Here is a 26,284-nt window from a genome sequence, read left to right as displayed (position 1 = left end):
GGGCGCTGGGCACAAGAGTGCCACGACCGGCGGCGTCTCACCCCTTGACGGCGCCCTGTGTGACGCCCTCCATGACCCAGCGCTGCGTGAAGAGGTACGCCACGATCGCCGGCGCCATCGCCATGAGGTAGGAGGCGAACGCGACGTTGTAGTCGCTGCTGAACTGGTCCTGGAACAGCTTCTGCCGCACGGGCAGGGTCTGCAGCGCCGGATCGGAGATGATGAGCGAGGGCATCATGAAGTCGTTCCACGCGTAGAGGAAGGCGAAGATGCCGACCGTGGCGCTCATCGGGGCGAGCAGCGGGAAGATGAGCTGCCAGAAGGTCTGCCACGTCGAGGCGCCGTCGATGCGCGCGCTCTCCTCGAGCTCCAGCGGGATGGAGCGCAGGAACGCCGTGAACAGCAGCACGCTGAAGCTCAGCTGGAACATCGTCGCGAGCAGGATGACGCCGAGCGGGTTGTCGAGGCCCAGCCGTCCCGTGAGCTGGATCTGCGGCAGTGCGACGACGGGGAAGGGGATGAACATCGCGCCGAGCAGGTAGAAGAACGACCAGCGGAACAGGCGCCGGTCCCAGTTGCGGACGATTGCGTAGGAGGCGAAGGCCGCCAGGACGATCGTCGCGATGACGGTTCCCGCGGTCACCAACAGCGACATCGCGAACCCCACGGGGAACCGTGTCAGCGTCCAGGCGTCGACGAACCCCTGGACGCTGAAGGGCATCGGCAGCGAGAAGGCGTTGCCGTCGACCGCCTGCTCGCCCGTCTTGAAGGCCATCGAGATCGTCGCGTACAGCGGCAGCAGGACCGTGACCGAGCAGAGGAGGAGGATGACCGTGCCCGACCGGTTCACCCGCTCCATCTTGTGCCGCGGGCGCTTCGGGGCTGTGCCGAGGACGATCGCCCGGGTGCTGCCCGTGGGGGCGGTTCGCGTGGACATCAGAGTGCGCTCCTTCCGCGCGTCACCGAGAGCTGCAGGACGGCGATGACGATGGTGACGATGAAGAACAGCGTCGCCGTGGCCATCTGATAGGCGTAGTCGCCCGTCTGGAACCCGCGGATGATGGTCATCGAGATGCTGCGGGTCGCGGTGCCGGGGCCGCCGTTGGTGAGGCCGACGATGATGTCGTAGGCGTTCAGGAAGTTCTTGAAGCCCAGGATGACGTTGATGACGACGTAGCCGGCCACGAGCGGCAGCGTGATCCGCAGGAGCTGCTGGCGTTTCGACGCCCCGTCGATGTCGGCGGCCTCGTACACCTCGCCGGGGATGGACAGGAGCCCGGCGATGTAGATGAGCAGCGTCCCGGGGATCGCCTGCCATGCGGTCACGACGACGATGCCGATCCACGCGAGGTCGGGGTTGGCGAGGATGCTCGACTCCAGGAACGGGATGCCGAGCGCCGATCCGAAGGCGGGGACCGAGTTCTGGAAGAGGAACTGGAAGACGTACGCGATGATGATGCCCGACACGACCATCGGGATGACGAACACGGCGCGCAGCGCGACGGTGAAGCGGATGCGCGAGGTCAGGCCGACCGCGAGCAGGAGGGCGATCGCGTTCACCACCACGACCGTCACGAGCGCGAAGCCGAAGGTGAACAGGAAGCTCGTCAGGATGGCCGGGTCGCTGAAGGCGGCGACGTAGTTCGTGAAGCCGATGAACTCCCAGTCGCCGATGCCGATCGAGTCAGTGAGGCTGAAGAGGATGCCGATGATGCCGGGGACCGTGATCGCCAGGGTGAACAGGATCAGCGCGGGCAGCAGGAAGACGTAGGAGATCGGCTCGATCCGGCGCGTTCTGCGCGTCGAGCGCTGGTCGCCGCCGGTCACGATCGTCGTGGTGGTGGTCATTCCGTCGTCTCCTCGGTCGACACCGCCGGCTGGCGGAACGCGAGCCTCGCCCAGTCGGCGTCCATGGTGCGCAGGACGGCGCCCGGGTCGGAGCCGAGAGCCAGCGACTGCGCGTAGTTCTCCGTGGGGATGGCCCGGGGGTTGAGGGTGCCGGGCCCCTGGTAGACCGCCCCGGCGTTGTAGTAGTCGGTCATCCCCGCGATCCGGGGATCGCTCGGGTCCTCGCCGGTCGTCGTCGGGACGTAGCCCAGCTGCGAGTCGTTGTACGCCTGGATGATCTCGGGCTGGAAGAGGTGCTCGAGGAACGCGAAGGCCCCGTCCTTGTTCGTCGCCTCCTCGGGGATCATGGTGACGAGGTCCAGGTTGACGCGGACTCTGAGATCGTCGGGATCCTCGGTCATCGGCAGCGGGAAGCTGCCGAGCTCGAGGTCGGGTGCGGTCTTCGCGATCTCGCCGAAGGCCCACGGCCCCTGCAGGTACATCGCGCCCCCGCCGCGCGCGAAGGAGACATTGCCGAAGTCGTAGGTGCGGCTGTCGGCATCGGACTGGGTGTAGGCGCGCGCGAGCAGCTGCATCTTCTCGACGGGCTCGAGGAAGTCCTTCTGGAACGACACGGCCGAGTCGGGACCGACGCCGGTCCCCTCCGCGGCGAGCGCGTCGTAGAAGGCGAGCACGTCGAGCGAGCCGCCGACGGCGTAGTCGAACCAGCCCTGGTTGGCCGTCCACGCGTCGGCGAACGTGGCGTAGAACGGCGCGACGCCCGCCTCCTGGAGCGTGTCGGCGACCTCGATCAGCTCGCTCCACGTCTCGGGCACCTCGAGGTCGTGCTCGGCGAAGATCTCCTTGTTGTAGATCACCGAGGCCGCCATGACCGAGTAGGGCAGGGCGGTGGTGCGCCCCGCGCACACGCCGAACTGGTCGAGCAGCGGCTGCATGTCGGGACGGATGGTCGCCGCCGCGGCGGTGCCGGAGAGATCGGCGAGCGCGCAGCGCTGCACGAAGCGCGAGACCTCGTGGTTGTAGTTCGCGAGCATGAGGTCGGGCGGGTTGCCGCGCACGAAGCTCGCGGCGATGGCATCGATACCCGATGTGTCCATCTCGACCTCGACCTCATCCTGGGACGCGTTGAAGTCGTCGACCACCTGGGTCATGAAGCCGATCGCCTCGCGCTTGCTGAAGGTGAAGTGGACGGTCTCGGGACCCGAATCCGCGCTGCAGCCGGCGAGCAGGCCGGCTGTCAACGCCAGGCCCATCGCTCCGGCCATCGCGCGCACAGCGCGTCTGGGGTGCTCAGACATCGTCGTCCTTCCTGCCGATACGGTCCGTCGTTAGATCCGAAAAGTAAATCTAAGGGCTCGATTTAGTTCGACGAGAGTACTCTCTCATCGAGCGCGGGCGGGGTCAAGCGCTATCGTCAAGGTGTGCACGAGACGACGGCGAGCTCACCGCAGATGCTGCGCAGGATGAACTCCGGCGCCGTCCTCCGCTTCGCGCTCCGGGTCGCGGAGTTCACCGCGGCCGAGGCGATGGCCGAGACCGCCCTCACCCGATCGACCGTGCTGGGGGTCTGCGACGACCTCGTCGCGGCGGGCTGGCTCGAGGAGCTCGAGGACAGCCGTGCGGCGGGGCTGACGAGCAAGGGCCGCCCCGCGCGCCGGTACCGCCTTCGCGACGGGGCGGGCATCGTCGTGGGGCTCGACGCCGGCGAGCATCGCTACACCGCCGTCGTCGCCGATCTGCGCGGGCACTCCCTGGCGGAGCGGAGCACGGAGCTCGACGCGCCGTCCGCGGGGGGCGCCGACCGGCTCGCTGCGGCCTCGGCTCTCGTCGAGAGCGCCGTGGCCGCCGCCGGAAGGGGGCGCGACGACATCCTGCTCACGGTCGTCGGCGTGCCCGCCCCGGTCGACGCGGACGGGCGCTCGCCGCGGGGCACGAACGACTTCTGGGCGACGATGAACCCGGGGTTCCCCGGCGTCCTCGGCGGCGCGGTCGTCGTCGAGAACGACGCGAACCTCGCGGCTGTCGCCGAGAAGGCGCACGCGCACGATCCGGGCGACAGCGACGTCGCGACGGTGCTGTCCGGCGAGAGGCTCGGAGCCGGGGTCATCCTCGACGGCCGCCTGCTGCGCGGCGCTCGCGGGGGCGCGGGGGAGATGCGCTTCCTCGACATCGTCGAGGGGGCGGGATCGCCCGCCGGCATCGGCGCGCTCGCCCGCCTCTGGGCGCGCGCCGCCGTCGAAGAGGGCAGCCCGTCGGCTCTCGCGGCGCTCGCTCCGGACGAGATCGACGCCGAGCGGGTGTTCGCCGCGGCGGCCGACGGCGATGCGCTCGCCCTCGACATCATCGCGCGACTCGGCGCGCGGATCTCACGGGTCGCCGCCGTGCTCTCGAGTCTTCTCGACGTGGACAAGGTCGTGATCGCCGGCGCCATCGCGGACGCCGTCGATCCCGTGCTCGCTCATGCGCGGGCGGCGCTCCGTGACGACTTCTCCCCGCCGGTCCCCGACGTGGTGGCCAGCACGCTGGGCCGCGACGTCGTCGTCCTGGGGGCCGTGGAGCTCGCCCTGAGCCGTGTGCGCGAGGAGCCGCTGGCGTTCACGCCGCGCCACGCCTCGTGACGGCGCCTCAGACGACGATGGCCGGCGCATCCCCCGATGCGCCGGCCATCTTTTTTGCCCTTCCCCGATAAGGGCGCCTGCTCACTGCGTCTTGCGACGTCCCGTGATGAGCCCCCAGATGAGCAGGACGATGATTGCCCCGCCGATGGCGAGGAGCCAGCTGCCGAGGTCCCAGAACTGATCCACACCGACGCCGAACAGCGCCGTGCCGATCCATCCGCCGAGCAGAGCTCCGACGACGCCGAGGATGAGGGTCGCGATCCAGCCGCCGCCCTGGTTCCCGGGGAGGATGGCCTTCGCGATGGCTCCGGCGATGAGGCCGAGGACGAGGAATGCGATGAAGCCCATGGATGCTCCTTTCTCAAGCGGCGCGCGGATGTGCGCCGCTGACCTCCACGCTAGAGCCTCCGGTGGGTTCACCGAGAGGGGTTGACAGCAGACCGGATGCGGCGATACGGCCGGTCAGCAGTGCTCGAACACGTAGGCCGGGTCGTCGGGGGTCACGACGTCCCGGTCGCGGAGGGTGATCGGATGCTCCCCCGCCCGGCGCTCGCACGCCCACGCGAACGCGCTCTGCGTCCGGCCGTCGCGGGTGACGTCGCCGGTGTCGCTGTACTCCACCTCGAGGACGACCCCGGGGTAGGGATAGGCATCGCACTCGTCGTAGAGCTCGCACTCCTCCGCGACGGCGAAGTCGAAGCCCTCCGCGGGATCGGAGGAGACGAGCGTCGGGCCGTCGTCGCCCAGGCCGGCCGTGTTCTTCTGCGCGACGGCGAGGCCGAGGTCGTGCGCGATCGGGATCACGAGACGCATGTACGCGGTGGTGTCGTCGAGCGTCTGCAGTCCGTCCGAGCGCTCGTGCTGATCGAGGTTGTCCGGCTCGACGGCGTCGAAGCCGGCCTCGGCGCACCCCTCGATCCATTCCCCCTGGATCGCAAGCAGCGCCTCGCGGTTCTCGGCCGTGCGGATGTCGAAGAGCGCCTCGTCCCAGTCCGCGTCCACGACGAGCGCTCCGGACGCGTCGCGCAGGAGCAGCCCGGGGTGCTCGGCCTCCCACCACGCCGTCGTCCCGGACGCTGCCGGGTCGGGGCCGTCGTCGGCGTCGGGCTGGGTCTGGAAGAGGTTGACGTAGCAGATGCCGTAGACGCCGGGAGCGGGGTCGTCCGTTCTGTCGCGTGCCACGATCGTCACGTCGCCGGCCGGCTCGTACGCCCCGCCCAGCTGATAGTCGAAGACGCCGCCGGTGGGCGGGAGGGCGATGGCGGCCGCCGTGGTGCCGGGGCCGCCGGCATCCGCGCTCCCACCGTCCTGGGCGGTTCCCGCTGCGCACGCGGACAGGACCGCCGCGCTCGCGAGGAGCGCGGCCGTGGCCGGGAGACGGCGCATCAGGCCGGAGGGAGGCGCAGGACGTTCGACTCGCCGACCTCGAGGTCGTCGGAGAGCCGGAGGCTGCGGGCGAGGTCGTCGACCGCCGGGAGGAGCGTGCCGAAGCGCTCGCGGTCGGGCGACGCCGCCTGCAGGGACACGAGCTGCGAGCCCGTGTCCCACGTGTAGGACGCGGTGAGGAGGGAGCGCTCGCCCTGCGGCAGGTCGACGACGAGCTTCTCGCCGACCCCGAGGAACGGCGAGGGGAAGCTCTCGGTGTCGTCGTACTCCATCGGCATCGACGCGCGCGCGGCGCGCAGCTCGGAGGTGAGCGCCTGCGCCTGCGCGATCACGACGACGAGCTCGGGGTCGTCCTTCCAGACCCAGGCGAGGATGCGGCCGTCCGAGTGGCGCATCATGGCGCGCGCGGCGCGATTCGCGATCCAGGCGAGGAGTCCCGATCCGGGAGCGCCCTGCACCAGGCCGGCGCTGCCGAGCAGCATGTGGATGGCGGCCTTGCGATGGCGGCCTCCCCGGAGGCCCCGCCCGGTCACGGGGACCCAGCGGGCGGCGTCGGCATCGGCGAGCAGGCGCGTCATGGGTCCAGCGTAGGCCTTCGATCGGCGTGGGGCCTGTGAGCGGGGCTACTGCCTCCGGCGCAGGAGGAGCAGGGCGGCGCCGGCGATCACGAGCAGGACCGCGCCGCCGACGATCCAGGGGACGAGGTCCGTGCCGGTGTTCGCGAGCGCGGCCGAGCCGGAGAGGAGCATGGTCATGAGGCCCCAGTCTGCCGTGTGCGGCGTCCGGGCGCGACCACCCGCGGTGCGATCCGCTCAGACGACGCCGGTAGCCTGGGCGGGTGACCGACGCCCTCGCCCGTGCCGAATCGCTCATCGACCTCACCCCCGACTACCCCGAGCCCGGAGTGCTGTTCCGCGACGTCTCGCCGCTGCTCGCGGACGGCGACGCGGTGCGCGCCGTGAGCGAGGCGCTCATCGAGCCGTTCCGCGGCGGCTTCGACATCGTCGGCGGGATCGAGGCGCGCGGCTTCCTCCTCGCGGGGTACGTCGCCGCCATCGCGGGCGTCGGGATCCTCCCCATCCGCAAGGCGGGAAAGCTCCCGAAGCCCGCCGCCGCGGTCTCGTACGCGCTCGAATACGGCTCCGCGACGATCGAGGCGCCCGGCGTGCTGCGCCCCGGGGAGCGCGTCCTCCTGCTCGACGACGTGCTCGCGACGGGCGGCACGCTCGCCGCCGCGCAGCGGCTCGTCCGCGATCTCGGCGCCGAGGTCGCCGGGTCGGCCGTCGTGCTCGAGCTCGTCGACCTCGGCGGACGTGCGCACGCGGGCGACGACGTCCACGCGCTCTTCGCCGCCCGCGAGAACGGCTGACGCCCTGCGGGCCCGCGGCTGTGCGGGCATCCGGCCCCGGATCGTCCCCGAGGCCCGGACATCCCGCGAACGCCGGATGGTCTCCGCTTCCTCGATCCGGCGTTCGCGGGATCTCCGGCGTTCGGGCGTCACGGTACCCGCCGCGGGCGCACGCCATGCCGACGCGCACGCGAAACGCGGGGGCAACACGCCATCGGTAGCGTGCTCCCATCCGACCCCCGGTCCGGCTCAGAGCACCATCGAGGAGCACCCATGTCCACGGCGACCCGCACGCGCGACGCGAACACCGTCGATTCCATCCCCCCGCTCGCACGGCTCTTCCCGCTGGGGCTGCAGCACGTGCTCGCGATGTACGCGGGGGCGGTCGCCGTCCCGCTCATCGTCGGCGGCGCGCTCGGGCTGAGCTCGGCGGAGCTGGCCTATCTCATCAGCGCCGACCTCTTCGTCGCGGGGCTCGCGACCCTCGTGCAGTCGATCGGGTTCTGGCGCTTCGGGGTGCGGCTGCCGCTCATGCAGGGCGTGACCTTCGCCGCCGTCGGGCCGATGATCGCGATCGGCACGCAGCACGGCATCACGGCCATCTACGGCGCCACGATCGCGTGCGGCCTGTTCATGATCCTCGTGGCGCCGTTCTTCTCGCAGCTGCTGCGCTTCTTCCCGCCGCTCGTCACGGGCACGGTCATCCTCGTCATCGGCCTGTCGCTCATGGACGTCGCGGCGGGGTGGGTCGTGAACAACGCCGAAGACGGCGCCGCCGATCCCGTGAACGTCGCCTTCGCCGCGGGCACGCTGGTGTTCATCGTGCTCGTCGAGAGGTTCGCGCCGCCCGCGCTCGCGCGCGTCTCCGTGCTGCTGGGGCTCGTCATCGGCACGGTCGCCGCCCTCTTCGTGCCGGGGATGGTGGACTGGTCGGGCGTCGCCGACGCGGCGTGGCTCGGCGTCGTCACGCCGTTCCACTTCGGCCTGCCGACGTTCGAGCTCGCATCGGTGCTGTCGATGCTCATCGTCGGCATCGTCATCATGACCGAGACGACGGGCGACATGATCGCCGTCGGGGAGATCGTCGGGAAGCCCGTCACGCGGAGGCAGCTCGCCGACGGCCTGCGCGCCGACGGCCTCGGCACCGTCGTCGGGGGCGTCTTCAACACGTTCCCGTACACCGCCTTCGCGCAGAACGTCGGCCTCGTGTCCCTCACGGGCGTGCGCTCGCGCTACGTCGCGACCATGGCGGGCGCCATCCTCGTCGTCCTCGGCCTGCTGCCGAAGGTCTCCGCGATCGTCGAGGGCGTGCCGCGCGCGGTCCTGGGAGGCGCGGGCATCGCGCTGTTCGGGATGGTCGCGGCCAGCGGCATCCGCACGCTCTCGAAGGTGAGGTTCGACAACCGCAACATCCTCGTCGTCGCGCTGTCGGTGGGCGTCGCACTGCTGCCCACGGTGAGCCCCGAGATCTACGCGCGCTTCCCCGACTGGTTCACGCTCATCTTCGACTCCGGCATCTCGGCCGGCGCCATCACGGCCATCCTGCTCAACCTGCTGCTGAACTCTCGGGGCGCGAAGCGGAAGTACGGCGAGGACCCCGTCGTGGGCAGCTACGACGGCATGCGCTCGACGGCCGCGGTGGCGCTCATCCATCCGGACTCCGTCGGCACGGGTCTCATCCCCGTGCAGTTCCTCGACGACGACGGCACCGAGCTGGCGGCCGTCGACAAGGACGGAAACCCCGTCGAGGCCCACGTCGTCGTGCCCGAGCGCGACGAGGAGCACTGACGTGACGCGGCATCATCGCCTCGCCGCGTGCCCGATCCCTCCGGCCCGGACGGCATCGGGCCGGAGTAACATCATCTACATATGTAGGTGACGTCGGGTCCGACGCCGCCGAGATCCGAGAAGGAGTCCACATGGGACGTGTCAGCGGCAAGGTCGCACTCATCAGCGGAGCGGCGCGGGGGATGGGCGCGTCGCACGCACGCCTGCTCGTGCAGGAGGGCGCGAAGGTCGTCATCGGCGACCTGCTCGACGCGGAGGGCGAGGCGCTCGCGGCCGAGCTGGGCGCGGAGAACGCGCGCTACGTGCACCTCGACGTCACGAAGTACGACGAGTGGGAGGCCGCCGTGGCCACCGCCGTCGCGGAGCTCGGCCGCCTCGACGTCCTCGTCAACAACGCCGGCATCGCGAACTTCGCGCCGATCGAGGAGTACACGCTCGAGGCCTGGCATCGCGTCATCGACATCAACCTCACGGGCACCTTCTACGGCATCAAGGCCGCGATCCCCGCGCTCAAGGAGTCGGGCAGGGGCTCGATCGTCAACATCTCGTCGACCGCGGGCATCCACGGCGTCGCGGCGATCCCCGGCTACACCGCGGCGAAGTTCGGCGTGCGCGGCCTCTCGAAGAACGCCGCCCTGGACCTCGGGCGGTACAACATCCGCGTCAACTCGGTGCACCCCGGCAACATCCGCACGCCCATGACCGACGGCCTCGACGTGGACCAGAGCCATGTCGCGCTGCGCCGAATGGGCGAGGCGGGTGAGCTGTCGAACCTCGTGCTGTTCCTCGCGAGCGACGAGTCGTCGTTCTCGACCGGCGCCGAGTTCATCGCCGACGGCGGCGAGACGGCCGGCGTCGCGAGCGCCGACGACTGAACGTCGCATCGGGGTGTCCGGAACCGCCTGAACGGCTCCGGACACCGCGGGCGCGGAGACGTCAGAGCACGTCGGCGCCGAGGTTTATGGGGCTGCCGGCGATGTTGCCGACGATGCCGCGGATGATGTTCTCGCCGGTCTCGGTGCGCAGGCCCTCGTACCAGGACTCGGTCACGGCGGGGTCGAACGCGTGCGTCTCGTGCCCGCGCTTGCGGGCGCGGAGCACCAGCTCGCCCGCGCGTTCGACGCGGGCCAGCTCGTAGCGCTTCAGCGTGTCCTCGATGCCCACGGTGTTCGAGGCGAACATGATGCCGAGCACGAAGGCGTCCTCCAGCGCGGAGCAGGCGCCCTGCCCGATGTCGGGGGCGGTGTTGTGCGCGGCGTCGCCGAGGATGGCGACCCGGCCGCGCGTCCACGTGTCGAGCGGGTCCACGTCCCAGATCTCGACCCGGTTCAGCGACACCGCGGGGTCGATCGCGTCGAGCAGGTGCCGGACGCCCGGCGCCCATCCGGCGAACGCCTCCTCCAGCGGGGCCTTGCCCTCCGACCGGTCGTACGGAAGGCCCGCCGGCTGCGGGATGTCGACGAAGAAGTAGAACCGGTCCCCGGCGACGGGCATGACCGCGGCGCGCTTGCCGTCGGCGACGTAGGTCGTCCACTGGTCGGCGGGCCCGACGCGCTCGTCCACGGGGACGAGTCCGTTGAAGTTCGTGTAGCCGGAGTACGTGCGCTCGACCGGATGCCCCGCGACGTGGTCGCGTGTGATCGAGCGTGCGCCGTCCGCGCCGATCAGGACGTCCGCCGTGTCCGTGTCGCCGTTCTCGAACGTGACGGTGACCTTCGCGCCGTCGTCGGAGATGCCCGTCATGCGCATGCCGAGGCGGATGTCGTCGCGTCCGAAGCGATCCATCAGGAGGCTCTGGAGGTCGGCGCGCGGCACCGGATAGGGCCGCTGGCCCGTCTGGCTCGTGACGGGCTCCAGGCTGAACCGCGTCATCGTCTCGCCCGTGCGGCCCTCGTAGTAGGCCATCCGGTCCATCCGCCCGCCCATGGCGGCGACCTCGTCGCCGACGCCGAGCCAGTTGAGGACCTTCACGCCGTTCGACCACAGCGACAGCGCGGCGCCGACGGGCTTGTTCTCGCGGATCTGGTCGTAGACGACGACCTCGTGGCCGAGGCGCTTGAGGGCGATGCCCGCGCTCGTGCCGCCGATCCCGGCGCCGATGATGATGAACCGCACGGGTCAGCTCCCTCGATAGGTGGAATAGGCGAAAGGGCTCAGCAGGATCGGCACGTGGTGGTGCCGCTCGCCGGTCACGCGGAACGTCACGGTGACGAACGGATAGAACGCCTCCACGCCCCGCGCGGCGAAATAGTCGCCCGTCTCGAACCGCAGCGTGTAGTCGCCCGGCTCGAGCAGATCGGGGCCGAGGCCGGCACGGCCGTCGGCGTCGGTGACCGCCGAGGCGAGGGGGGCGCCGGAGGCCGTGGAGAGGGAGATCGCGACACCGGATGCGGGCGTCCCGGTCGCGGCGTCGAGCACGTGGGAGGTGAGGTGCGGCATCAGGCTCGCTTCGGGGTCGGGGCGGGCGCGCGATGCGCCGGGGCGGATGGCGCGGTCGCGGCGTCGTCGCCGGCGAACGTCGCGCGGATGCGCAGGAGCGCGATCTCGGCGAGCTGAGCGCACGCCTCGCGCGCCTCGGCGGCGTCGTCGTTGCCGAGACGCCGGTCGAGCTCGGCGAGCATCTCCTCGGGGGAGCGCCCGGCCGCGCGGATGAGGAAGACGCGGCCGAAGCGCGCCTCGTACGCCGCGTTGCCCTCGGCGATCCGCGTCGTCACGTCGGCGTCCGCGTGCGCCATCGACGCCTGCTCGCGCCGGGAGGCCGACGCCTCGGCGGTCTCGCCGGACGGCGTGTCCCCGATGCGGGGATGCTGCGCGAGCGCGGTGTCGAGCTCCGGCCCGCCCCAGGACGAGGCCTCCGCCGCCGCGCGGTCGACGAGCGCGTCGACGGACGCGTACGGGCGGGCCGCGACGAGGGCGTCCGCCCAGGCCGGGACGTCGGCCCAGACCGTCACGACGGCGGCGGCCTCGTCGCCCGGCGCGCCGTTGAAGTCTTCGAGGAGCATGCCTCCACGCTAGTCGCGCGGCGTTTCGGCGCAGTTACGCAGGCGCCGTCGGGGGCGACGGATGGACGATGAGCCAGCGGGCGACGGCCGGTTCGCCGCCCGTGTTGTGAAGGCGGTGCGGCCTGCTGCAGGGATAGCTGATCGTGTCGCCGGGACGCAGGACGACGATCTCGTCGGAGAAGTCGATCGTGAGCTCCCCCGAGATCATCTGGCCGACCTCGTAGCCCTCGTGGCGGAAGAGCTGGTCCTTCGCCGCGGCCGTGCTGCCCGGCGGATAGATCGACTCGAAGTAGTCGATGCCGGGGCTCTCGCCCGGCGTGAGACGGCGGAAGACCACGCCGCCGCCGAGCTGCAGGAACGCGGCGTCCTCCGCGCGCTCGATCGCGTAAGCCTCCCCGTCGCCGGATGCCGGCACGCCCGTCGCGGACAGGACCGTCGCGAGCGGCACGCCGAGCGCATCCGTCATCGCGATGAGCCGCGACACGCTCGGCTGCATGACGCCGCGCTCGATCTGCGAGACGGCGCTGGTCGAGATGCCGAGCCGCCGCGCGAGCGCCGAGACCGAGAGCCCCGTCCGCGTGCGGGCCTCCCGCAGCCGCCGGCCGACGAGCGAGCGTGCGTCCGGCCCGGTGTCTGAGGTCACGCCGAAATGCTAACCGGAGCCCTCCCACGATTTACACCGCCGAAACACGAGGGACACGGCACGGGAAATGTGAAGCGATAACTTCACAGTCACGCTCCTCCATCCGGCGAGCCTCCACCGTCCGGAGCACCACCCCCATGCAGCACCCCCTCCTCTCGAAAGGCACCATCGTGTCGCAGAGCAGCTCCCCGTCCGTCACCCGGCCGCAGGACGTCGTCGAGGCCGCGGGCCTTCCCGCCGGCTCCGGCAACATGCGCCCCGGCTACGATCCGCGTCTCGGCAACGAGGACCTCGCGCCGCTGCGCAGGCAGAAGTGGTCGAGCTACAACATCTTCGCGTTCTGGATGAGCGACGTGCACTCCGTCGGCGGGTACGTCACCGCCGGGTCGCTCTTCGCGCTCGGCATCGCCAGCTGGCAGGTGCTCGTCGCGCTCATCGTCGGCATCGTCATCGTGCAGGTCTTCACGAACCTCGTCGCGAAGCCGAGCCAGCGCACGGGCGTCCCGTACCCCGTCGTCAACCGCTTCCTCTTCGGCATCAAGGGCGCGAACGTCCCCGCGATCATCCGGGGCGTCATCGCCATCGCCTGGTACGGCGTGCAGACGTACCTCGCATCCGAGGCGCTGAACATCGTCTTCCTCAAGTTCATCCCGGGCTCGGCCGCCCTGCTCGAGCCGAGCTTCCTCGGGCTGAGCGCGCTCGGCTGGATCTCCTACGCCATCCTCTGGGCGGCGCAGGTGGCCGTCTTCTGGAACGGGATGGAGGCCATCCGCCGATTCATCGACTGGGCGGGGCCCGCCGTCTACGTCGTGATGATCGTCCTGGCCGTCTACCTCGTGAGCCAGGCGGGATGGGAGAACATCAGCCTCGACCTCTCCAGCGGGGAGCCCCTGGGCTTCTGGGCGTCGCTGCCGGTCATGGCGACCGCCGTCGCGATCGTCGTGTCGTACTTCTCCGGCCCCATGCTCAACTTCGGCGACTTCGCCCGCTACGGCAAGAGCTTCCGGGCCGTCAAGCGCGGCAACTTCTGGGGCCTCCCGGTCAACTTCCTCTTCTTCTCGATCCTCACCGTCCTCACCGCGTCGGCCACCGTCCCGGTCTTCGGCGAGCTCATCACCGACCCCATCCACACCGTCGAGCGCATCGACCACTGGTTCGCCATCCTGCTCGGCGGCCTCACCTTCGTCACGGCGACGGTGGGCATCAACATCGTCGCGAACTTCATCTCGCCCGCCTTCGACTTCTCGAACGTCGCCCCGCACCGGATCTCGTGGCGGATGGGCGGGATGATCGCCGCCGTCGGCTCCGTCATCCTCACGCCGTGGAACTGGTACTCGAACGACCAGGCCATCCACTACACGCTGGGGATCCTGTCGGCGCTCATCGGCCCGCTGTTCGGCATCCTCATCGCCGGCTACTACGTCGTCTCGCGTCAGCGCATCAAGGTCGACGACATGTACACGATGTCGGAGAAGGGCGCCTACTGGTACCGGAAGGGCTACAACCCCAACGCCATGTGGGCGGTCGTCGGGGCCGGCGTGCCGACCGTCGCGATCGCGATCGTCCCCAAGTCGCTCGTCTTCGCCGGTCTCCTCGACGCGGGCTGGGGATCGATCAGCGACTTCAGCTGGTTCATCGGCTGCGGACTCGGCTTCGCGCTCTTCGCGCTGCTCGAGCGGGTCGACCCGAAGGTCCCGAGGCTCGCGTCGGAGACCGGCGTCTCCGACGGCACGGCCGACGACGTGCTCGAGGGCCACCCCGACACGGCGACGGCGTCCCTGGCCGTCGCCGGGGCCGCGGACGCGGCCTCCGGAGAGAAGGCCGGCGTGCAGGTCCGCTGATGCGCATCACCCTCATCAACCCCAACACCTCCCGGGCCATGACCGCGAAGATCGCGGACGCGGCCCGGGAGGTCGCGGGCCCCGACGTCGAGATCGTCGCGGTCTGCCCCGCCGACGGCGAGGGCCCGGCGGCCGTCGAGAGCCACTACGACGAGGTGCGGGCCGCCGCGGCGATCGCCGACATCGTCCTCCGCGACCAGGAGGCCGGCGGCAGCGACGGCTACGTCATCGCGTGCTTCGGAGACCCCGGTCTCGACGCGGCGCGCGAGCTCGTCGACGTGCCGGTCGTCGGCATCGCGGAGGCCGCCATGCACGTCGCGGCCCTCACGGGTCGCTCCTTCGGCATCGTCACGACGCTGTCGCGCACGCTCGGCCGCGCCGAGGACCTCGTGCTGCGGTACGGCTTCGAGCGCGCGTGCGTCGCGGCGTACGGGACGGGCATCCCCGTCCTCGAGCTGGAGGACACCGGATCGGCCGCCTTCGACCAGATCGCGGGATGGTGCGAGCGCGTCGTGCGCGAGGACGGCGCCGACGCGATCGTGCTGGGATGCGCCGGGATGGCCGACCTGTGCGCGCGGCTGTCGGCGATCGTCGGCGTGCCCGTCGTGGACGGCGTCGCGGCATCCGTCGGGCTCGTCAGCGCGATGGCGCGGATGGGCGCCGGGACGAGCAAGCGCGACGAGTACGCGACGCCGCCGCGGGTGCCGAGCCCGGGCCGCGCACAACGCAGGAGGACGGGGACCCCCGTCTCCGAGAAGACGCGGGATTCCGCGGCGTCCGGCGAGGCGGGCGGGGACGGCGGCTCCGGATCTCCTGCGTCGTGCACGGCCGCCGCCGAAACATCCGGGACACGCTCCGCGGATAGCGTGGTGGCGTGAGCACCGCCCCGATCCCCCCGCACCTGCCGGCGTCCGTCTCCGCACGCCGGGTCTTCCTCGACGGGGCGTTCGTCCCGGCGACCGTGCGCATCGCCGAGGGACGCATCTCCTCCGTGGAGCCCTTCGACCCCGCCGCCGAGGTCGTGCTCGACGACTCCCAGGTGCTGCTGCCGGGCCTCGTCGACACGCACGTGCACCTCAACGAGCCGGGGCGCACCGACTGGGAGGGCTTCGCGACGGGCACCGCGGCCGCCGCCGCGGGGGGCGTCACGACGCTCGTGGAGATGCCGCTCAACTCGATCCCCGTGACGACGACCCCCGAGGCGCTCGCCGTCAAGCGGGAGGCCGCGCGGACCCAGCTCGCCGTCGACGTGGCCTACTGGGGCGGCGCCGTCCCGGAGAACCTCGGGTCGCTCGGCGCGCTGCTGGAGGCGGGCGTCGTGGGCGTCAAGTGCTTCATGGCGCCGAGCGGCATCGACGAGTTCGGACACCTCGAAGGGCCGCAGATCGAGCAGGCGCTCGCCGAGCTCGCCGAGCTCGCCGAGCACGACGGCCTGCTCATCGCCCACGCGGAACTGGAGGAGCACCTCGCCGACGCGTCGGGCCCCGTGTTCACCGACTTCGTCGCGTCCCGTCCTCCGAAGGCGGAGGTCGAGGCGATCCGCGTCGTCATCGAGGCCGCCCGGCGGACGGGCGCCCGAGCGCACATCGTCCACGTCGCGGCGGCGGAGGCGCTCGACCTCGTCCGCGAGGCGAAGGCCGAGGGCGTGCGGCTCACGATCGAGACGTGTCCGCACTATCTCACGCTCCGCGCCGAGGAGGTGCCCGACGGCCTGGGCCGGTTCAAGTGCTGCCCGCCCATCCGTGACGGCGCCAACCAGGACGCCCTGTGGGAGGGACTGCTCGACGGCACGATCGACGCTGTCGTGAGCGACCATTCCCCGGCGACGTTCGCCCTCAAGGACGACCCCGACCTCGGAACGGCGTGGGGCGGCATCGCCGGCGTGCAGACCGGGCTCTCGGCCGTCTGGACCGAGGCGCACCGGCGGGGCGTCCCGCTCGAGGCCGTCCTGCCGCGCTTCACGACCGGGCCGGCGTCCATCGTCCGCCTTCACGACCGGGGACGCATCGCGGAGGGCGCCCCCGCCCACCTCGTCGTCTTCGACCCCGACGCCGAGCACACGCTCCAGGCCTCCGACCTGCACTACAAGAACCGGATGTCGCCGTGGCAGGGGCGGCGCCTGCGCGGAGCCGTGCTCGCGACCTACCTCCACGGCGAGCGCGTCTACGCGCGGGGCGCCGGCGTCCTCGTCAGGCAGGGCAGGGAGGTGCTCGCGTGAGCGGTACCGTGGCAGTCCCCCGCGCACGGCGTGGGACGAGGGAGGACGAGGAACGATGACCCCCGACACCGGCCCCGCCGACGAGCGCGCGGCGGCCCTGGCACGCAACCGCTTCGGCGTCGGGGCGGAGCCGCCCGCCTTCGCCGACCTCCCCGTCCTGCAGCCGGGATCCGGCGTCCCCGACGGCGCGACCTACCTGCCCGCCGGGCCCGGGACCGTCCTCTGGGGGCGCCTCCCGAGCCGGGCGGATGCGCCCGTGCTCGCGATCGCCCCGGGCGGCACGGTCGTCGTGGACACCGTGAGCCATGAGGGACTCCTGCCCGACCAGGGGCAGGACCCCGTCGCCTTCTTCGCAGGGCACGGCGTGCCGCCGGAGGCCGTGCTCGAGGACGCCGTCGCGATCGCCGCGACCTCTCCCCGCGATCCCGTCGCCGACGGGCCGCACGTCGTGACGGGCCCCATCCGCGTCGAGGGCGCCCGCCCGGGCGACCTGCTCCGCATCACGGTCGTGCGGCTCGACCCGCGCGTGCCGTACGGCGTCGTCTCGAACCGCCACGGCAAGGGCGCGCTCCCGGCGGTGCTGCCGCGCAGCGGTCGCACGGTGAGCGTGTTCGCCCCCGTGGAGGAGCGCGACGGCCGGCTCGTCGGGACGCTCCCCGCGACGGAGGGCGCCGCGCGCGACATCGCGTTCCCGCTGGCGCCGTTCCTCGGCACGATGGGCGTCGCGCCCGCGAGCGACGAGCGGCCGCACTCCGTGCCGCCGGCGGAGTACGGCGGCAACATCGACATCAACCTGCTCACGGAGGGCTCCGTGCTGTACCTGCCGGTGCAGGTCGACGGCGCCCTCGCCTACGTCGGCGACCCGCACTTCGCGCAGGGCGACGGCGAGGTCGCGCTCACGGCGCTCGAGGCGTCGCTGCGCGCGACGCTGACGTTCGACGTCGTGCCGGCCGCCGAGGCCGAGCGGGAGTTCGGCGCCGTGACGGGGCCGCTCGTCCGCACGGCCGAGCACCTCGTGCCCACGGGCCTCGACCCCGACCTCGACGAGGCGATGCGCAAGTGCGTCGCCGCGGCGCTGTCGCTGCTGCGGGCGCGCTGGGGGATGGACGAGCACCTCGCGTACGCGTACCTCTCGGCGGCGACGGACTTCGACATCTCGCAGGTCGTCGACGTCACGTGCGGCGTGCACGCCCGCATCCGCGAGGCCGACTTCGCGGATGTGCGGCGGGGGAGCGCGCATGACGGAGACTGAGACGGTGACCGACCACACGATCATCCCCGGCAGCGAGGACGTCCCCGCCGATCTGCTCGAGGCGTTCCTCGCCTACGAGCGCGCCATCCTCGCGAACGACCTCGACGCGCTCGACGCCTGGTTCGCGCCCGGCGAGGGCACGATGCGCGGCGACGACGCGGGGCTCCTCGTGGGGCACGACGCGATCAGCGCGTTCCGGTCGCTGCGCGGCGGCGTGTCCCCCCGCGTCATCGAGAAGCTCGAGCACCGCCCCCTCGCCGACGACACCGCGCTCATCGTGTCGGTCTCGCGCTTCGTCATCGGAGGCCGCGGCCTGCAGACGCAGGTGTGGCAGCGGCTGGCGGAGGGCTGGCGCATCACGGCCGCGCACGTCTCGCCGCGTCCGCAGGCCTTCAACCGGTCGATCTGGCGCACGGTGGGCGATCCGCTCTTCCAGGGCGCGTGGGAGGGGCCGCTCGAGGGGCTCACGGTCGCGGTCAAGGACCTCTTCGCGATCAGGGGATATCGCATCGGCGCGGGCAATCCGGCCTATCTCGAGTCGGTGCGGCCGGAGACGACGACCGCGTCCGCCGTCTCCGACCTGCTGCGCGCCGGCGCGTCGCTGCGCGGCATCGCCCGCACGGACGAGTTCGCCTACTCCGTCGCGGGCGACAACGCGCACTACGGCACCCCGCCCAACGGCGCCGTCCCGGGTGCGCTCCCCGGGGGCTCCTCGAGCGGCCCGGCATCCGCCGTCGCCACGGGGCAGGCCGACATCGGGCTCGCGACCGACACGGCGGGCTCCGTGCGCGTGCCCGCGTCCTACCAGGGGCTGTGGGGTCTGCGGACGACGCACGGGCTCGTGCCCCGGCAGGGGCTGCTGCCGCTGGCACAGTCCTTCGACACGATCGGATGGCTCGCGCGCGACGGCGAGACGCTGCAGCGCGTGGCGGACTGGTGCCTCTCGTACGACGGATCGGAGTCGACGGAGAGCGTCCTCGGCGAGTCGGGCGACGATCTGCCGTGGCGCCTCCGGGTGCCGACGGAGGCGCTCGAGCTCGTCGAGCCCGCCACGCGCGACGCCTTCGAGGCGCTGCTCGCGCAGCTGGGCGCCCCCGTCGAGCGCGTCTCGATCGGCGACCTCGCGGGCTACCAGGAGCCCTTCCGCATCGTGCAGGGAGCCGAGGCCTGGCGGAACAACGGCGAATGGCTCCGCGAGCATCCCGGCGCGACGGGCGCCGCGGTCGCCGAGCGCTTCCGGGCGGCCGCCGAGGTGAGCGCCGAGGCCGAGAACGCGGCCCGCGCCGCGCTCGCGCCGCTGAAGGAGCGCATCGACGCGGTCCTGAGCGACGCGGTCCTCATCCTGCCGACGGTCCCCGGGCCCGCGCCCATGCGCACGGCCGACAGCGCCCGCGTCGACGCCGTCCGTGCCGCGACGCTCCGCCTGACGACGCCCGCCGCCGTCGCCGGCGTCCCCGCGCTCTCGGCGCCGCTGCTCACCGTGCCGTCGCAGCTCGGCCCCGCCCCCGTCGGCGTGTGCCTCGTCTCGCGCGCCGGCACCGACATCGCCCTCGTGCGCCTCGCGCGCCGTGTCGCCGAGGCGGTGAGGCCGTGAGCGCGCCGCCGATCCGCCGCGTGAGCGAGTCACCGCGCACAATGCAGGATGCTTCGTCTCGCGGTCCTCGGCCATCCGCGAAGTCATGCGGTTCCGAACGGGGCCCCCGTGCGGATCTCCTGCGCCGTGTCGGCCCTCTCCTCCGCACCCCCTCGTCCGTCGTCTGAAGTCCCCACCCGGAAGCACCCCCATGACCCGCATCGCCCCCCTGGACCCGCCCGCCCGTCTGCTCATGGGCCCCGGCCCCATCTCCGCGTATCCGAGCGTGCTGCGCGCGATGTCGGCGCCGCTCGTGGGGCAGTACGACCCGTTCATGACCTCGGCCATGGGCGAGGTGCAGGCGCTCTACCGCGAGGTGTGGGCGACCGGCAACGACGCGACGCTGCTCGTCGACGGCACGTCGCGCGCGGGGATCGAGGCGGCGCTCGTCTCGCTCATCCGGCCCGGCGACAGGGTCCTCGTGCCGGTGTTCGGCCGCTTCGGGCACCTCCTCGCGGAGATCGCCGAGCGCGCGCTCGCCGAGGTGCACACGATCGAGGTCGAGTGGGGGCAGGTCGTGCCCGTCTCGCTCATCGAGGAGGCCATCGTCCGCGTCGAGCCGACGCTGCTCGCGCTCGTGCAGGGCGACACCTCGACGACCATGAACCAGCCGCTCGACGAGGTCGGGGCGATCTGCGCGAAGCACGGCGTGCTGTTCTATTCGGACGCGACGGCCTCGCTCGGCGGCAACGAGTTCCTCGCGGACGAGTGGGGGCTGGACGCCGCGACGGCGGGGCTGCAGAAGTGCCTGGGCGGCCCGAGCGGCTCGTCGCCGATCACCCTCTCCGACCGCGCCGTGGAGGTGATCCGCACGCGCACGCGCGTCGAGGCGGGCATCCGCGAAGAGGGCGACGCGTCGGCGAGCGACTTCATCCGGACGAACTACTTCGACCTGGGGATGATCCTCGACTACTGGGGCCCGCGGCGCCTCAACCACCACACCGAGGCGACGTCGATGCTGTACGCCGCGCGCGAGTGCGCCGCCGTGCTGCTGAACGAGGGCCGCTCGCAGGTGATCGAGCGCCACCGCGTCGCCGGCGCCGCCATGCTCGCGGGCGTCGAGGGACTGGGGCTCGGCGTCTTCGGCGACGTCGCGCACAAGATGAACAACGTCGTGGCCGTGGTCATCCCCGACGGCGTGCCCGCGGACGCCGCGCGGCAGGCGGTCCTCGACGACTTCGGCATCGAGATCGGCACGTCGTTCGGTCCGCTGCACGGCAGGGTGTGGCGCATCGGCACGATGGGGTACAACGCCCGCAAGGACGCCGTGCTCACGACGCTCGCCGCCCTCGAAGCGGTCCTCCGCCGCTTCGGCGCGTCCGTGCCCGCGGGCGGCGGCGTCGAGGCGGCGGCCGACGTGTTCCGCGCCGCGGAGTCCGGAGCCGGAGCATCCGGAGCCGTGGCGTGACGGCGACCCGGCTCTCCGGGCTCGCGCCCGAGGCTCTCGCGGCCGCAGCACGCCGCGTCATGGCGCGCTGCGACGAGCTCGCCCGCGTCTCGGCGGACGCCGGCGCCATCACGCGCGTCTACCTCTCGCCCGAGCACGCGCGCGTCAACCGGCTCGCCGCGGAGTGGATGCGCGAGGTGGGCCTCGCGACCCGGCAGGACGCCGCGGGCAACCAGCTCGGACTGCTGCCGGCGTCCGATCCCGACGCGCCCGTGCTCATGCTCGGCTCCCACCTCGACACCGTCATCGACGCGGGCCGCTTCGACGGGATCGTCGGCGTGCTCATGGCGATCGAGGTCGTGCGCCTGCTGCGCGTCCCGGACGGCGACGGCTGGAGATCGCCGTATCCGTTCGGGATCGAGGTGGCCGCGTTCTCGGATGAGGAGGGCACCCGCTTCGGCAAGGCGCTGCTGGGGTCGTCCGCCGTCGCGGGCGAGTGGGACGACGCGTGGTGGGACCTCGAGGACGCCGACGGCACCCCGCTGCGCGAGGCGTACCGCGAGTTCGGCCTCGACCCCGGCCGCATCGGCGACGCGGCGCGACGGCCCGACCAGCTCGTCGGATATCTCGAGGCGCACATCGAGCAGGGCCCCGAGCTCGACCGGCGCGGCGAGTCGCTCGCCGTGGTGTCGTCGATCGCCTCGGCGCGGCGCTTCCAGCTCGTCGTCGAGGGGGAGGCCCGTCATGCGGGGGGCACCCCCTACGACATGCGCCGCGACGCGCTGCTCGGCGCGAGCGAGGCGGCCCTCGCGGTCGAGCGGATCTGCTCCGGCGAGCACCACGTCATCGGCACGGTCGGCCAGCTCGAGGCCTTCCCCGGATCCGTCAACGTCATCCCCGGCGAGACGCGCTTCAGCCTCGACCTGCGCGGGGAGCTCGACGGGGAGCGCGACCGGGTGTGGGACGCGATCTCGCGCGAGCTCGACGCCATCATGGGTCGGCGGCACCTCCGCTGGCGGGCGCGCGAGGTGCACAACGCCGCCGCCGTGTTCTGCGCGCCGCTTCTGCAGGACGTCGTGCGCGAGGGCATCCACGCGACCGTCTCCGGCGTCGAGCCCGCGACGCTCTTCAGTCCCGCGGGCCACGACGGGATGTCGATCGGCGCGATCGCGGACGTCGGGATGCTGTTCCTCCGCAACCCCGACGGCATCAGCCACCATCCCTCCGAGTCGGTCTCGTCCGGCGATGTCGCCCTCGGTCTCCGCGCGCTCGCGGAGGCCGTCGCGCACCTGGGCGCCGAGCGGGGCTGACGCGGGCCCGGTGCGCGCGGGGCGCGCGCACCGGGCCATCCCCTGCGGGCGCGTTCATCCGAACCCGTAACACCCCCGCAATGCGGGCGAATGTTGGGGAAACCTACGGCTTCTAGTCTCGTGCGGGTACCCACCCGAGAGCATCACCCCCTGCAGATGGAGAACAGCATGTCCCTGCCTTCCTCCCGCCGTTCGCGGCTCGGCGCATCCGCCGTCGTCGTCGCGGCGTCCGCCCTCGTCCTCGCCGGCTGCAGCACCGGTGACGACGCTCCCGCCGCATCCGATTCCGGCGAGTCCGCGAGCCACGGCGACGTCACCCTCCAGCTCAGCTGGATCCTCAACGAGGAGTTCGCGGGCGAGTACGTCGCCGACTCGGAGGGGTACTACGAGGAGGCCGGCTTCGACTCCGTCAACCTCGTCCCCGGTCCCTCGACGGGCGTCGCGGAGCTGCTCGGCGGCAACGCCGACATCGCGCTGAGCGACTCGGTCGCGGTCGGCACGGCCATCGCGAACGAGTCCGCTCCGCTCAAGATCATCGGCGCGACGTTCCAGGCCAACCCCTTCACGGTGCTGTCGCTCGCCGACGGCGGGAACATCGCCACCCCGGAGGACCTCGTCGGCAAGAAGATCGGCGTGCAGGACTCGAACACCTCGCTCTTCAACGCGCTGCTCGCCGCCAACGACATCGACCCCGCCGACGTCGAGGTCGTGCCCGTGCAGTACGACCCCGCGCCGCTCGTCAACGGCGAGGTCGACGGCTTCATCGCGTACCTCACCAACGAGGCCATCGCGGTCGACCTCATGGGCATCGAGACGACGAACCTCGCGTTCGCCGACAACAACCTCCCCTTCGTCGCGGAGACCGTGACGGTGACGCAGGAGAAGATCGACTCCGATCGCGAGCTGCTCAAGGACTTCCTCGTCGCCGAGATCAAGGGATGGACGGATGCCGTCGCCGACCCGCAGCTCGGCGCCGACCTCGCGATCGAGACCTACGGCGCCGACCTCGGGCTCGACCCCGAGAAGACGCTCGCCGGCTCGGAGGCGCAGAACGCGCTCGTCGTCTCGGACGACACCGAGGAGAACGGTCTGTTCACCATCAGCGAGGCGCTGCAGGAGGAGACGATCGCGAGCCTCGCGGGCGCCGGCATCGAGGTGACGGCCGACGACCTGTTCGACCTGAGCCTGCTCGACGAGGTGTACGAGGAGAACCCCGACCTCGTGGACTACGCGGGCTGACCTCTGACCAGGCCCTGAACGCCGGAGATCTCGCGAACGCCGGAGAGGATGCCGAATTCGGATCCGGTGTTCGCGACATCTCCGGCCCTCGGGCCGGCGGCCGGCCCGTTCCCGGCCCGCCGGCCCTCACCCCTTCCGAACCGATTCCGACACAGGGAGCACGCGTGACAGACACGGCCACCCACACCGGTGCAGCTCCGACGCCTCCGGGCACCGGCCTGCAGATCTCCGGGCTCAACAAGGTCTTCCGCGTGGGACGCAAGAGCGTCGTCGCGCTGCAGGACGCGAACCTCCACACCGACCAGGGCACGTTCCTCTCGCTGCTGGGCCCCTCGGGATGCGGCAAGTCGACCATCCTGCGGATCCTCGCGGGCCTCGAGGAGCCGTCGAGCGGCACGACCCGCGTCGACGGCAAGAGCCCGAAGGAGCTGCGCCGCGACAACGATCTGGGCATCGCCTTCCAGGACTCCGCGCTCCTGCCCTGGCGCAGCGTGCAGGCCAACATCCAGCTGCCGTTCGAGGTCGCGGGCAAGCCCGTCGACAGGGCGTACGTGAGCGAGATGATCGAGCTCGTGGGCCTCAGGGGCTTCGAGAAGGCCAAGCCGGCGCAGCTGTCCGGCGGCATGCGTCAGCGCGTCTCGATCGCCAGGTCGCTCATCCTCAAGCCCGAGGTCCTGCTCTTCGACGAGCCGTTCGGCGCACTCGACGACATGACCCGCCAGCGGCTGAACCTCGAGCTCCTGCGCATCTGGACCGAGAAGCCCGCGACGACGCTGCTCGTGACGCACGGCATCTCGGAGGCGATCTTCCTCAGCGACAAGGTCGCCGTGATGAGCCCGCGTCCCGGCCGCATCAAGAAGGTCATGGACATCGATTTGCCGCGACCGCGGACTCCCGAGCTCATGCGCACGCCGGAGTTCCACGCGTACGTCGACGAGGCCTCGGAGCTCCTGTTCGGCGCGGACGGCCAGGGCGACGATGAGCACTGAGCGGCCGGATGGCGCGGTCGGGCCGGGCACCCCGGACGCCGCGACCGTGACCGATTCCGACACGGCGGTGGCCGCGCTGTCGGCGCAGGCTCCGGACGGGCGGGGCGCGCGGATCGTCTGGGAGGACGTCCGGCTGCCGTCCTGGCTCATCGGCGCCATCGGCATCGTCGCCGTGATCATCGCCTGGTGGGTGCTCGCGGACACCGTCTTCTCGAACGTCGGGGCCGGAGGCGTGCAGTCCATCCCGTCGCCGCCGCAGGTGATCGAGGGACTCTTCTCGTCCGGCTGGGACTTCTACGCGCGGAACTTCGGCGTCACGCTCGCCGAGGCGGGGATCGGATACGCGTGGGGCAACGCCCTCGCGCTGCTCCTCTCGGCCGTCGTCCTCGTCCTGCCGCGGCTCGAGGGCGTCGTGATGCAGCTCGCGATCATCACCTACTGCGTGCCGATCGTCGCCATCGGCATCCTCCTCGTCGTCATCATCCCCGTGCCGGATGCCGGGGAGCCGGCCGGGAACGCGATCTTCCTCGCTGCGCTGTCGGTGTTCTTCACGACCGTCGTGAGCACGCTGCTCGGCCTCAAGGCCGCCGACAGGTCGGCTCTCGACGTCGTCGCCGTCTATGGCGGCTCGCGCCTCACCCAGCTGCGCAAGGTGCGCCTCATCGCGGCGCTGCCGTCGATCCTCAACGCCCTGCAGATCGCGGTGCCGGCAGCGTTCCTCGGCGCGGTGCTCGGAGAGTTCTTCGGCAAGGTGCAGTACGGGATCGGGCCAGCCATGATCGCCGCGCAGCAGGGACTCGACGCCCCGCGTGTGTGGGGTCTCGCGCTCGTGTCGGGCCTCGTGGCGCTCGTCGGATTCGCCCTGCTGGGCGTCGTGGCGCGCGCCATCGCGCCCTGGTCGAAGGGGACGGCGGCATGACCGAGACCCTGTCCCCGCCGGCGACCGCTTCCTCCACCGCCCCGACGGACGACGTCCGCCGCGAGGCGCGTCGCGCCACGCTCCGTGCCCTCGGATCGAGCGTCACGACCTTCGTGCTCACGATCGTCGCCGTGCTCGTGCTGTGGCAGGGGCTGCTGTGGGCGTTCGGCGTGACCGCGTACGTCGGCAAGGGCCCGCTGGACGTCTGGAACTTCCTCGTCACGATGCCGAACGCCGCCGAGAACCGCGCGCAGTTGTTCGGCCAGCTCGCCGTGACGCTCGGCGACGCCGCCATCGGCTTCGTCGCGGGTCTCGTCGTGGCGCTCGTCGTCGCGATGGCGTTCCAGCTGAGCAAGGGCATCGAGCACGCGCTCATGCCGCTCGCGATGCTGCTGCGCTCCGTCCCGCTCGTCGCCATGGCGCCCGTCATCATCCTCATCTTCGGCCGGAGCTCCGTGACGGTCGCCGTCATCGGGGGCATCGTCGTGCTGTTCCCCGCGCTCGTGAACATCGTCTTCGGCCTGCGCCAGGTCTCCCCGCAGATGAGCGACGTCATCGAGGTCTACGGCGGCAACGCCTGGACGGCGCTGCGCAAGGTGGCCCTGCCGAGCTCGCTGCCCTCGCTCCTCGCGGCCGTGCGCATCTCGGTGCCGGGCGCCATCACGGGGGCGCTCCTCGCCGAGTGGCTCGCCGTGGGCGGCGGCATCGGCGGCGCGGTCGGCGCCTACAGCTCCCAGGCGCAGTTCTCCGCGCTGTGGACGGCCGTGGTGCTCGTCACCGCTGCGGCGCTCGTCCTCTACAACCTCGTGGCCATCGTCGAGTCCGTCGTGCTCGCCCGCATGGGCATGGCCGACCGCGCCTGA

Annotated in this window: 26 protein-coding genes; 15 read left to right on the top strand and 11 right to left on the bottom strand. The window is 71.8% G+C overall.

Annotated features, from left to right (window positions below; translation table 11 throughout):
• Positions 1-37: 37 nt before the first annotated feature.
• Genes N8K70_RS15490 through N8K70_RS15480 form a run of 3 tightly spaced genes read right to left on the bottom strand, consistent with a single transcriptional unit; the run spans position 38 to position 3,146 of the window.
• The gene (locus N8K70_RS15490; protein ID WP_394357786.1) at positions 38-937 is read right to left on the bottom strand and encodes a carbohydrate ABC transporter permease; all 900 of its coding nucleotides are present in this window, start codon (positions 935-937) and stop codon (positions 38-40) included.
• On the bottom strand, positions 937-1,848 hold the full coding sequence (locus tag N8K70_RS15485; protein ID WP_317139248.1) for a carbohydrate ABC transporter permease: 912 nt from the start codon (positions 1,846-1,848) through the stop codon (positions 937-939). Before N8K70_RS15485 ends, N8K70_RS15490 begins: the two co-directional genes overlap by 1 nt.
• Positions 1,845-3,146: an ABC transporter substrate-binding protein gene (locus N8K70_RS15480; protein WP_317139247.1), complete on the bottom strand. Its 1,302-nt coding sequence runs from the start codon at positions 3,144-3,146 to the stop codon at positions 1,845-1,847. The genes N8K70_RS15485 and N8K70_RS15480 overlap by 4 nt, the downstream gene beginning before the upstream one ends.
• Positions 3,147-3,269: 123 nt before the next feature.
• Here N8K70_RS15480 and N8K70_RS15475 point away from each other — a divergent pair, with 123 nt between their 5' ends.
• Positions 3,270-4,466, top strand: a complete 1,197-nt coding sequence (locus tag N8K70_RS15475; RefSeq protein WP_317139246.1) for an ROK family protein — start codon at positions 3,270-3,272, stop codon at positions 4,464-4,466.
• An 81-nt stretch (positions 4,467-4,547) separates the two neighbouring features.
• Here N8K70_RS15475 and N8K70_RS15470 read toward each other — a convergent pair whose 3' ends face one another.
• From N8K70_RS15470 to N8K70_RS15455, 4 genes are all read right to left on the bottom strand, one after another.
• On the bottom strand, positions 4,548-4,814 hold the full coding sequence (locus N8K70_RS15470) for a GlsB/YeaQ/YmgE family stress response membrane protein (RefSeq protein ID WP_317139245.1): 267 nt from the start codon (positions 4,812-4,814) through the stop codon (positions 4,548-4,550).
• 114 nt (positions 4,815-4,928) lie between these two features.
• A complete protein-coding gene (locus tag N8K70_RS15465) occupies positions 4,929-5,852 on the bottom strand; it encodes an endo alpha-1,4 polygalactosaminidase (RefSeq protein WP_317139244.1) in 924 nt (307 codons plus the stop codon).
• On the bottom strand, positions 5,852-6,430 hold the full coding sequence (locus N8K70_RS15460; protein ID WP_317139243.1) for a hypothetical protein: 579 nt from the start codon (positions 6,428-6,430) through the stop codon (positions 5,852-5,854). The genes N8K70_RS15465 and N8K70_RS15460 overlap by 1 nt, the downstream gene beginning before the upstream one ends.
• A gap of 45 nt (positions 6,431-6,475) precedes the next feature.
• Positions 6,476-6,607, bottom strand: coding sequence for an LPXTG cell wall anchor domain-containing protein (locus tag N8K70_RS15455; RefSeq protein WP_317139242.1), 132 nt, complete (start codon positions 6,605-6,607; stop codon positions 6,476-6,478).
• A gap of 83 nt (positions 6,608-6,690) precedes the next feature.
• Here N8K70_RS15455 and N8K70_RS15450 point away from each other — a divergent pair, with 83 nt between their 5' ends.
• The 3 genes from N8K70_RS15450 to N8K70_RS15440 all read left to right on the top strand — a co-directional run bounded on the left by N8K70_RS15450 (position 6,691) and on the right by N8K70_RS15440 (position 9,863).
• A complete protein-coding gene (locus N8K70_RS15450) occupies positions 6,691-7,221 on the top strand; it encodes an adenine phosphoribosyltransferase (protein ID WP_317139241.1) in 531 nt (176 codons plus the stop codon).
• Positions 7,222-7,473: 252 nt separating this feature from the next.
• On the top strand, positions 7,474-8,988 hold the full coding sequence (locus tag N8K70_RS15445) for a nucleobase:cation symporter-2 family protein (RefSeq protein WP_317139240.1): 1,515 nt from the start codon (positions 7,474-7,476) through the stop codon (positions 8,986-8,988).
• 131 nt (positions 8,989-9,119) lie between these two features.
• A complete protein-coding gene (locus N8K70_RS15440; RefSeq protein WP_317139239.1) occupies positions 9,120-9,863 on the top strand; it encodes an SDR family oxidoreductase in 744 nt (247 codons plus the stop codon).
• A gap of 61 nt (positions 9,864-9,924) precedes the next feature.
• Here the strand turns inward: N8K70_RS15440 and hpxO are convergent, their stop codons facing one another.
• The 4 genes from hpxO to N8K70_RS15420 are packed head-to-tail and all read right to left on the bottom strand — an operon-like array spanning position 9,925 to position 12,633.
• A complete protein-coding gene (hpxO, locus tag N8K70_RS15435; RefSeq protein ID WP_317139238.1) occupies positions 9,925-11,103 on the bottom strand; it encodes an FAD-dependent urate hydroxylase HpxO in 1,179 nt (392 codons plus the stop codon).
• A 3-nt stretch (positions 11,104-11,106) separates the two neighbouring features.
• On the bottom strand, positions 11,107-11,427 hold the full coding sequence (gene uraH / locus N8K70_RS15430) for a hydroxyisourate hydrolase (protein ID WP_317139237.1): 321 nt from the start codon (positions 11,425-11,427) through the stop codon (positions 11,107-11,109).
• Positions 11,427-11,990, bottom strand: a complete 564-nt coding sequence (gene uraD / locus N8K70_RS15425; RefSeq protein ID WP_317139236.1) for a 2-oxo-4-hydroxy-4-carboxy-5-ureidoimidazoline decarboxylase — start codon at positions 11,988-11,990, stop codon at positions 11,427-11,429. The genes uraH and uraD overlap by 1 nt, the downstream gene beginning before the upstream one ends.
• A 34-nt stretch (positions 11,991-12,024) precedes the next feature.
• On the bottom strand, positions 12,025-12,633 hold the full coding sequence (locus N8K70_RS15420; RefSeq protein WP_317139235.1) for a helix-turn-helix domain-containing protein: 609 nt from the start codon (positions 12,631-12,633) through the stop codon (positions 12,025-12,027).
• 170 nt (positions 12,634-12,803) lie between these two features.
• Here N8K70_RS15420 and N8K70_RS15415 point away from each other — a divergent pair, with 170 nt between their 5' ends.
• The 11 genes from N8K70_RS15415 to N8K70_RS15365 all read left to right on the top strand — a co-directional run bounded on the left by N8K70_RS15415 (position 12,804) and on the right by N8K70_RS15365 (position 26,284).
• Positions 12,804-14,474: an NCS1 family nucleobase:cation symporter-1 gene (locus N8K70_RS15415; protein WP_317139234.1), complete on the top strand. Its 1,671-nt coding sequence runs from the start codon at positions 12,804-12,806 to the stop codon at positions 14,472-14,474.
• Positions 14,474-15,352, top strand: a complete 879-nt coding sequence (locus N8K70_RS15410; RefSeq protein WP_317139233.1) for an aspartate/glutamate racemase family protein — start codon at positions 14,474-14,476, stop codon at positions 15,350-15,352. The genes N8K70_RS15415 and N8K70_RS15410 overlap by 1 nt, the downstream gene beginning before the upstream one ends.
• Positions 15,349-16,692: an allantoinase AllB gene (gene allB, locus N8K70_RS15405; protein WP_317139232.1), complete on the top strand. Its 1,344-nt coding sequence runs from the start codon at positions 15,349-15,351 to the stop codon at positions 16,690-16,692. The genes N8K70_RS15410 and allB overlap by 4 nt, the downstream gene beginning before the upstream one ends.
• A 55-nt stretch (positions 16,693-16,747) precedes the next feature.
• On the top strand, positions 16,748-17,944 hold the full coding sequence (locus N8K70_RS15400; protein ID WP_317139231.1) for an acetamidase/formamidase family protein: 1,197 nt from the start codon (positions 16,748-16,750) through the stop codon (positions 17,942-17,944).
• Complete coding sequence (locus tag N8K70_RS15395) at positions 17,931-19,538, top strand: AtzH-like domain-containing protein (RefSeq protein WP_317139230.1); 1,608 nt, start codon at positions 17,931-17,933, stop codon at positions 19,536-19,538. The genes N8K70_RS15400 and N8K70_RS15395 overlap by 14 nt, the downstream gene beginning before the upstream one ends.
• 190 nt (positions 19,539-19,728) lie before the next feature.
• Positions 19,729-20,985, top strand: coding sequence for a pyridoxal-phosphate-dependent aminotransferase family protein (locus N8K70_RS15390; RefSeq protein WP_317139229.1), 1,257 nt, complete (start codon positions 19,729-19,731; stop codon positions 20,983-20,985).
• A complete protein-coding gene (locus N8K70_RS15385) occupies positions 20,982-22,274 on the top strand; it encodes an allantoate amidohydrolase (protein ID WP_317139228.1) in 1,293 nt (430 codons plus the stop codon). The genes N8K70_RS15390 and N8K70_RS15385 overlap by 4 nt, the downstream gene beginning before the upstream one ends.
• A gap of 168 nt (positions 22,275-22,442) precedes the next feature.
• On the top strand, positions 22,443-23,513 hold the full coding sequence (locus N8K70_RS15380; RefSeq protein ID WP_317139227.1) for an ABC transporter substrate-binding protein: 1,071 nt from the start codon (positions 22,443-22,445) through the stop codon (positions 23,511-23,513).
• Between the two features lie 164 nt (positions 23,514-23,677).
• Positions 23,678-24,502 carry an ABC transporter ATP-binding protein gene (locus tag N8K70_RS15375; RefSeq protein ID WP_317139226.1) on the top strand — a complete coding sequence of 275 codons (825 nt, stop codon included), beginning with the start codon at positions 23,678-23,680 and terminating at the stop codon, positions 24,500-24,502.
• A complete protein-coding gene (locus N8K70_RS15370) occupies positions 24,492-25,421 on the top strand; it encodes an ABC transporter permease (protein ID WP_317139225.1) in 930 nt (309 codons plus the stop codon). Before N8K70_RS15375 ends, N8K70_RS15370 begins: the two co-directional genes overlap by 11 nt.
• Positions 25,418-26,284 (top strand): ABC transporter permease, encoded by an 867-nt coding sequence (locus N8K70_RS15365; protein ID WP_317139224.1) that lies wholly within the window; start codon positions 25,418-25,420, stop codon positions 26,282-26,284. The genes N8K70_RS15370 and N8K70_RS15365 overlap by 4 nt, the downstream gene beginning before the upstream one ends.

The sequence above is a fragment of the Microbacterium sp. AB genome (genome assembly GCF_032878875.1).
In the GTDB taxonomy this organism is placed as follows: Bacteria; Actinomycetota; Actinomycetes; order Actinomycetales; family Microbacteriaceae; genus Microbacterium; species Microbacterium betulae.
Note: the sequence above shows the minus strand (reverse complement) of the source record. Positions and strands in the feature narration are given on the sequence as shown.

Coding starts and splice junctions, on each gene's coding strand:
- N8K70_RS15490 (WP_394357786.1), bottom strand. CDS start 937: ATGTCCACGCGAACCGCCCCCACGGGCAGCACCCGGGCGATCGTCCTC.
- N8K70_RS15485 (WP_317139248.1), bottom strand. CDS start 1,848: ATGACCACCACCACGACGATCGTGACCGGCGGCGACCAGCGCTCGACG.
- N8K70_RS15480 (WP_317139247.1), bottom strand. CDS start 3,146: ATGTCTGAGCACCCCAGACGCGCTGTGCGCGCGATGGCCGGAGCGATG.
- N8K70_RS15470 (WP_317139245.1), bottom strand. CDS start 4,814: ATGGGCTTCATCGCATTCCTCGTCCTCGGCCTCATCGCCGGAGCCATC.
- N8K70_RS15465 (WP_317139244.1), bottom strand. CDS start 5,852: ATGCGCCGTCTCCCGGCCACGGCCGCGCTCCTCGCGAGCGCGGCGGTC.
- N8K70_RS15460 (WP_317139243.1), bottom strand. CDS start 6,430: ATGACGCGCCTGCTCGCCGATGCCGACGCCGCCCGCTGGGTCCCCGTG.
- N8K70_RS15455 (WP_317139242.1), bottom strand. CDS start 6,607: ATGACCATGCTCCTCTCCGGCTCGGCCGCGCTCGCGAACACCGGCACG.
- N8K70_RS15445 (WP_317139240.1), top strand. CDS start 7,474: ATGTCCACGGCGACCCGCACGCGCGACGCGAACACCGTCGATTCCATC.
- N8K70_RS15440 (WP_317139239.1), top strand. CDS start 9,120: ATGGGACGTGTCAGCGGCAAGGTCGCACTCATCAGCGGAGCGGCGCGG.
- uraH (WP_317139237.1), bottom strand. CDS start 11,427: ATGCCGCACCTCACCTCCCACGTGCTCGACGCCGCGACCGGGACGCCC.
- uraD (WP_317139236.1), bottom strand. CDS start 11,990: ATGCTCCTCGAAGACTTCAACGGCGCGCCGGGCGACGAGGCCGCCGCC.
- N8K70_RS15410 (WP_317139233.1), top strand. CDS start 14,474: ATGCGCATCACCCTCATCAACCCCAACACCTCCCGGGCCATGACCGCG.
- N8K70_RS15400 (WP_317139231.1), top strand. CDS start 16,748: ATGACCCCCGACACCGGCCCCGCCGACGAGCGCGCGGCGGCCCTGGCA.
- N8K70_RS15395 (WP_317139230.1), top strand. CDS start 17,931: ATGACGGAGACTGAGACGGTGACCGACCACACGATCATCCCCGGCAGC.
- N8K70_RS15390 (WP_317139229.1), top strand. CDS start 19,729: ATGACCCGCATCGCCCCCCTGGACCCGCCCGCCCGTCTGCTCATGGGC.
- N8K70_RS15380 (WP_317139227.1), top strand. CDS start 22,443: ATGTCCCTGCCTTCCTCCCGCCGTTCGCGGCTCGGCGCATCCGCCGTC.
- N8K70_RS15370 (WP_317139225.1), top strand. CDS start 24,492: ATGAGCACTGAGCGGCCGGATGGCGCGGTCGGGCCGGGCACCCCGGAC.
- N8K70_RS15365 (WP_317139224.1), top strand. CDS start 25,418: ATGACCGAGACCCTGTCCCCGCCGGCGACCGCTTCCTCCACCGCCCCG.